Annotated in this window: 4 protein-coding genes; 3 read left to right on the top strand and 1 reads right to left on the bottom strand. The window is 55.0% G+C overall.

The genetic code is table 11. From position 1 onward, the window contains the following. Positions 1-605: LysR substrate-binding domain-containing protein (locus tag HP546_RS26035; RefSeq protein WP_256678538.1), on the top strand; the 605-nt coding region annotated here is incomplete at its 5' end. A 1-nt stretch (position 606) separates the two neighbouring features. On the opposite strand, the gene HP546_RS26030 is transcribed toward HP546_RS26035, so the two are convergent. Beyond that, a complete protein-coding gene (locus tag HP546_RS26030; protein WP_372242464.1) occupies positions 607-2,574 on the bottom strand; it encodes a methyl-accepting chemotaxis protein in 1,968 nt (655 codons plus the stop codon). Positions 2,575-2,879: 305 nt separating this feature from the next. Here HP546_RS26030 and HP546_RS26025 point away from each other — a divergent pair, with 305 nt between their 5' ends. Then, complete coding sequence (locus HP546_RS26025) at positions 2,880-4,037, top strand: S9 family peptidase (protein ID WP_172231441.1); 1,158 nt, start codon at positions 2,880-2,882, stop codon at positions 4,035-4,037. Positions 4,038-4,058: 21 nt separating this feature from the next. After that, a partial coding sequence (locus tag HP546_RS26020; protein WP_172231438.1) for a glyoxalase occupies positions 4,059-4,755 on the top strand: 697 nt, incomplete at its 3' end.

The following is a 4,755-nucleotide window of genomic DNA, read 5'->3' as shown; positions in this document are numbered from 1 at the left end:
TGATTAGCGTCCTTTTTGCAGAGGTCATCAGGGAGATCAATCAACACGCTCCACTGATCACCTTCGAGCTAGTGAGCCCTGGCGAAACAGCCATGGAGATGCTGATGCGTGGGGAGGTCGATCTGATGATCGCGCCTGACCACTTCATCCCGAAGGATCACCCTTCGCAGATTCTGTTCGATGAACAGCATGTCTGTGTCGTCTGCGACGACAATCGCTCAGTGGGTGAAAAGCTGACGCTTGAGCAGTATCTGGAAATGGGCCATGTCTCAGTGGTCTTCGGTCGAAATCGCACTCCCGGGATTGAAGAGTGGTTCATGGCGGAATACGGATGCAAACGTCGTATTGAAGTCATCACACACGATTTCAACACACTGCCACAGCTCGTAGTGGGCACCAAGCGCATAGCGACCGTTCACAGCCGGCTGGCGCACTTGTATGCACGCAACCTACCGCTGCGTATAGTTCCACCACCAGTTAGCCTTCCCACGATGCAAGAATACATGAGCTGGCACCGCAGTCTCGATAGAGACCCTGTGCTGGCTTGGCTCCGCAAGACATTGGTGGAAATGGCCAGTCGTCCCACTACACCAATTGCGGCCTGACTTAGTCCGTCCGATAGGCTTTGAGCGCCTCACCCAAACTGGAGCTGAGGCGCCGCAATCTGCCGCATGCTTCCTCCAACCTGATGCACTCCTGTGCATTTTGCTCAATCACTCTTCCCACCTCACCTGTCACTGAATCGACCTGACAAGCGAGTAGGTGCTGATTTTTTGCAGCGCCTAAGATGTGCTGCCCACTATCCTCAACTCGCACAACGTTTCTTGTCGCAGTAGAAAGCATTTCACTCGCCCGATTGGTTAACCGAACGCCAGAAACGGTTAAACGCTGGCTGTCACCGAGACGGGCCGCGACCTCTCCCGTAACCTCACCCAAGCTTTGAATCATGACATCAATCTGTACTGTTGAATCTCGGGTGTGCTTGGCCAAGGCCCTAACCTCATCGGCCACCACAGCAAACCCCCGACCATGCGGCCCAGCACGAGCAGCTTCAATTGCAGCATTCAGCGCAAGCAAATTGGTCTGTTCTGCGATGGTCCGAATCACATCCAAAACACTAGTGATCGCTTCGCTCTGAGACTGAAGTGCTGCCATCGCGTTTGTGCCAGCAATCATTTCTTGAGAAAGCTGTTGAAGGCTCTCGCTAGCCTGGCGTACCAGTTCATCACCTTCATGGACCATCAGGCTCGCTTCACGGAGTATGACCTGACTGTCACTTGCAGTTTCGTTAACCTGGACTGCGGCGATCGTCATTCTCTGCATCGTATCGGTCACTTCCGTGACCTGCTGACGCTGCGCTCTGACTCCATTCCCCGTCCGCTCCGCCATTTCTACCAATGTACCGGCGGCGAAGTCGAGTTGCGCAACATCCTCTCGAATCCGACCAACCAATTCTCTTATCGCCTGCATCATTAGGCCAACTGACTCATTCAGCTGGCCCAATTCGTCACGTCGAGCCAGGCTCGGCGGGCGGCCTTGCAAATTGCCGGCTGCGACTTGCCGCGCCAGTCCGAGAATCATTCGGACCGGTACCACGATCGAACGTCTGATAAGCATGCTTGAGCCGATACTGGAAGCAAGAGCTAGCGCCAACAGACATATCAGTTGCAAGTTAAGCTGTTCGCGCTGAGCCTCACTCCCCGAGGTGGCCCTGGTCAGTTCTTCGTCCAGCAAATGCGTAACCCTCTGCGCTGCCGCAGTCATGGCCTCCCGTTGAGCCTGCGCCTCTTCACCGCTAGCGGCATACAACAGGAAAGCTTGACGATAATCCTCCAGAGCCGACCGAGAGGTTTCCAACGCTTGCCTACGCTCACCGTCCTGACGGACAAAGAAAGCCGACAACGCGGTGCCCAACTCATTTATACGGTTCACCCACTCGTCGTGAAAGCGCTTCTGCGGATTCAGCGAAAAGTACATTTCACTGTCCCTCAGGTTGGATAATCTCTGATGCAATGCCGCGGCGTCTTCGAGAGACTGCATAGTCGACTCATCCGGCGACTGCCCTTGCTCCAGTCGAGCGTTAACTGTGTCCATCTGATCGAGGAAAACACCGGCAAAATTCTGACCTGCGGTTTCGGCCAGCGATTGCATTCGTAAACGAGCATCAATGGATTGCCTCAGGGCCTTGGCGTAGGTCAGAAACGCGTGCTGATACTCAGCGATGGAGTCATCCATGGCTGACTTGAATGGTTCACCTATCGCCGCTTCTTGCACGCCACTGCTCACGGCATGTAGCGCGCTGGCGACCTGCTCAGCTGACTCAGGAGCCTTCACGGGATCAAACCCTCGCTCTGCGATTCGAGCCTGAAGAAGGTTACTCTGCAAGAGATCCAGACTACGCAGTTGGGCGCTATTAGCTTGGCTCTCGTGAAGCGCGTACCAGGCAACACAGCCCACGGCCATCGTACAAAACAGTACCGTCCCAAAACCAAGCGATAGCTTTGCCCCAACGCTAAGTTGGCCGAGACATGCATTTATCCCTCCGAGAGGGTTCCATCGGCGCCGAGTATCCAGTGACAAGAGGGTGATCCTTCCGAATAAATGAGACGGCACACTAGCCAACCCCTCCCTTGCGGACTAATCGTGCTTCGCGATGCCATACATCGCCATTCGCCATGCGTGCTCCAGAACCTGGTATCTCGCAATCTGATAGCTCCCATCCCAACAAGCGATTTGTCCAATTCCTGAAAGCCATGCGAGTTTGCCAAGGCCGCCCGCTGGGTGGACGTCGCCCGCCGAAAAGCAGAAATCACAGCACTGCTTTGAACCCTGCCAATGCCTCGATCACGGGCGACCCGGATCACAAGAAGGAAAACAAAATGTTCCGATACTTCCCCACCAATTACGTTTGGAACTTGTCCGTGGACCTTGCCCTTGAAATGGGCGCACGGATTGGTGAAATCGTTGAGATGTGCGAACCGTTGCAAGAAGCAGCCAAGCAGCCAGATGCCGAAGGCACTCGTGCATTCCGCCAGACTTGGGCAACGATGGCAGACAAGCTCTGCGTGCTGGCTCAAGAAGACCAGGAGCTGGGACGCCAGCTTTCGGCCGGAGAGAAGTACAACCGAGCTGCGACCTACTACCTGACCTGCGAACGCCTTCAGGGACACGGAGCCCCGGGTCGCTTAGAACTGTATCAACGTTTTCTGGATACCTTCGCGCGGGGAATTTGTCTCTCCAAGGAAAACTGTGAGCGTGTCGAGATCCCCTACGAGGGCAAGGTTATTTCCGGCCTTTACATTAGGGCAGAAGGCGTAAAGGGCCCAGCTCCGATCCTGGTCCAACTCAATGGTTTGGACTCAACCAAGGAGATGAAATACCGCGTCGGCCTGCCGCAGTGGCTTGCAAAACGAGGTATTGCATCATTGCTGATTGATCAGCCGGGCACCGGTGAAGCCCTTCGGCTACATGATTTGAAAGCCCGCTACGATGCAGAGCACTGGGCAAGCCGAGTCGTGGACTGGCTGGAGACGCGTGACGACATCGATCCGAAGCGAATCGGCTGTGAGGGCGTGTCTTTAGGTGGCTATTACTGCCCACGCGCTGTGGCATTCGAACCACGCTTTGCATGCGGTGTGGTATGGGGCGCCAACCATGATTGGCGCGAAGTGCAGAAACGCCGCTTGGAACGTGAAGGCAGCCTTCCTGTACCTCATTACTGGGATCACGTGCGTTGGGTATGGGGCGGTAAAGACATCGAAGAATTCATGCAAATCGCTGAGAACGTGCATCTCGATGGTGTAGTTGAACGGATCAAGGTTCCATTTCTGGTCACCCATGGTGAGCAAGACTCACAAATTCCTTTGAAATGGGCCCACCGCACCTACGAGCAATTGATCAACAGCCCTAAACGCGAGCTGAAAATTTTCACCTCTCGTGAAGGTGGTGTGCAGCACTCCAGCTTCGATAACTCCATCAATGCCGGTCAATTCATTGCCGATTGGGTCGCAGAAACCCTTGGCGGCCGAACCGCGTAAGCGCCCATACGAGAAAAAATAATGAAGATCATTGGACCTGACTACCTTGTCTTCGGCGTCGACAACGTAGACGACTGCATCCAGTACCTCACTGACTATGGCTTGAAACCTCAAAGCCGCGAAGGTGGTGGAACCTATCTCGAAGCATTGGATGGTACTGGCGTAAAAATCTATCCGCGAAGCGACGCAAGTTTGCCTGCGGCGATGGAAACGGCCACGACCTTGCGGGAAACGGTTTACGGCGTTGCCGATGAAGAATCGCTACAGGCAATTGAGTCCGAGCTGCGAAAAGATCGTGAGGTCGTGCGCGGAGAGGATGGCGTCCTCCGTTGCCGCGACGACATGGGATTCGCTCTTGGCTTCCAGATCACTAAACGCCGTGCACTGGACCTCCCCGCTGAAGCCAGTCATGCACCTGGCGCTCCTGCTGCACGTGCTGTGAACGCCCTAGGTGCAAGCAACGACATCGCAGCGCTGCCTCGTAGCCTGTCACATGTCGTTTACTTCGTCCCTGATGCAGTCAAAGCAGAGGCTTTCTACAACCGCCTGGGCTTCGTCTGCACAGATCGATTTGTCGACACAGGCCCATTTTTGCGGCCTGCCGGCACTCAAGATCACCACACCCTCTTCCTGATCCAAACGCCTCCATTCATGAAAGGGATCGAGCACTTCACGTTCCATCTCGGAGGCCCAACTGAAGTGATGTTGGCGGGTAGCC

The sequence above is a fragment of the Pseudomonas sp. CM25 genome, from assembly GCF_013179705.1.
In the GTDB taxonomy this organism is placed as follows: Bacteria; Pseudomonadota; Gammaproteobacteria; order Pseudomonadales; family Pseudomonadaceae; genus Aquipseudomonas.
This window is presented reverse-complemented; position numbering and strand designations above follow the sequence as displayed.

Excerpts from the sequence above, each read along its gene's own strand:
- HP546_RS26025 (WP_172231441.1), top strand. The coding sequence starts at position 2,880 with ATGTTCCGATACTTCCCCACCAATTACGTTTGGAACTTGTCCGTGGAC.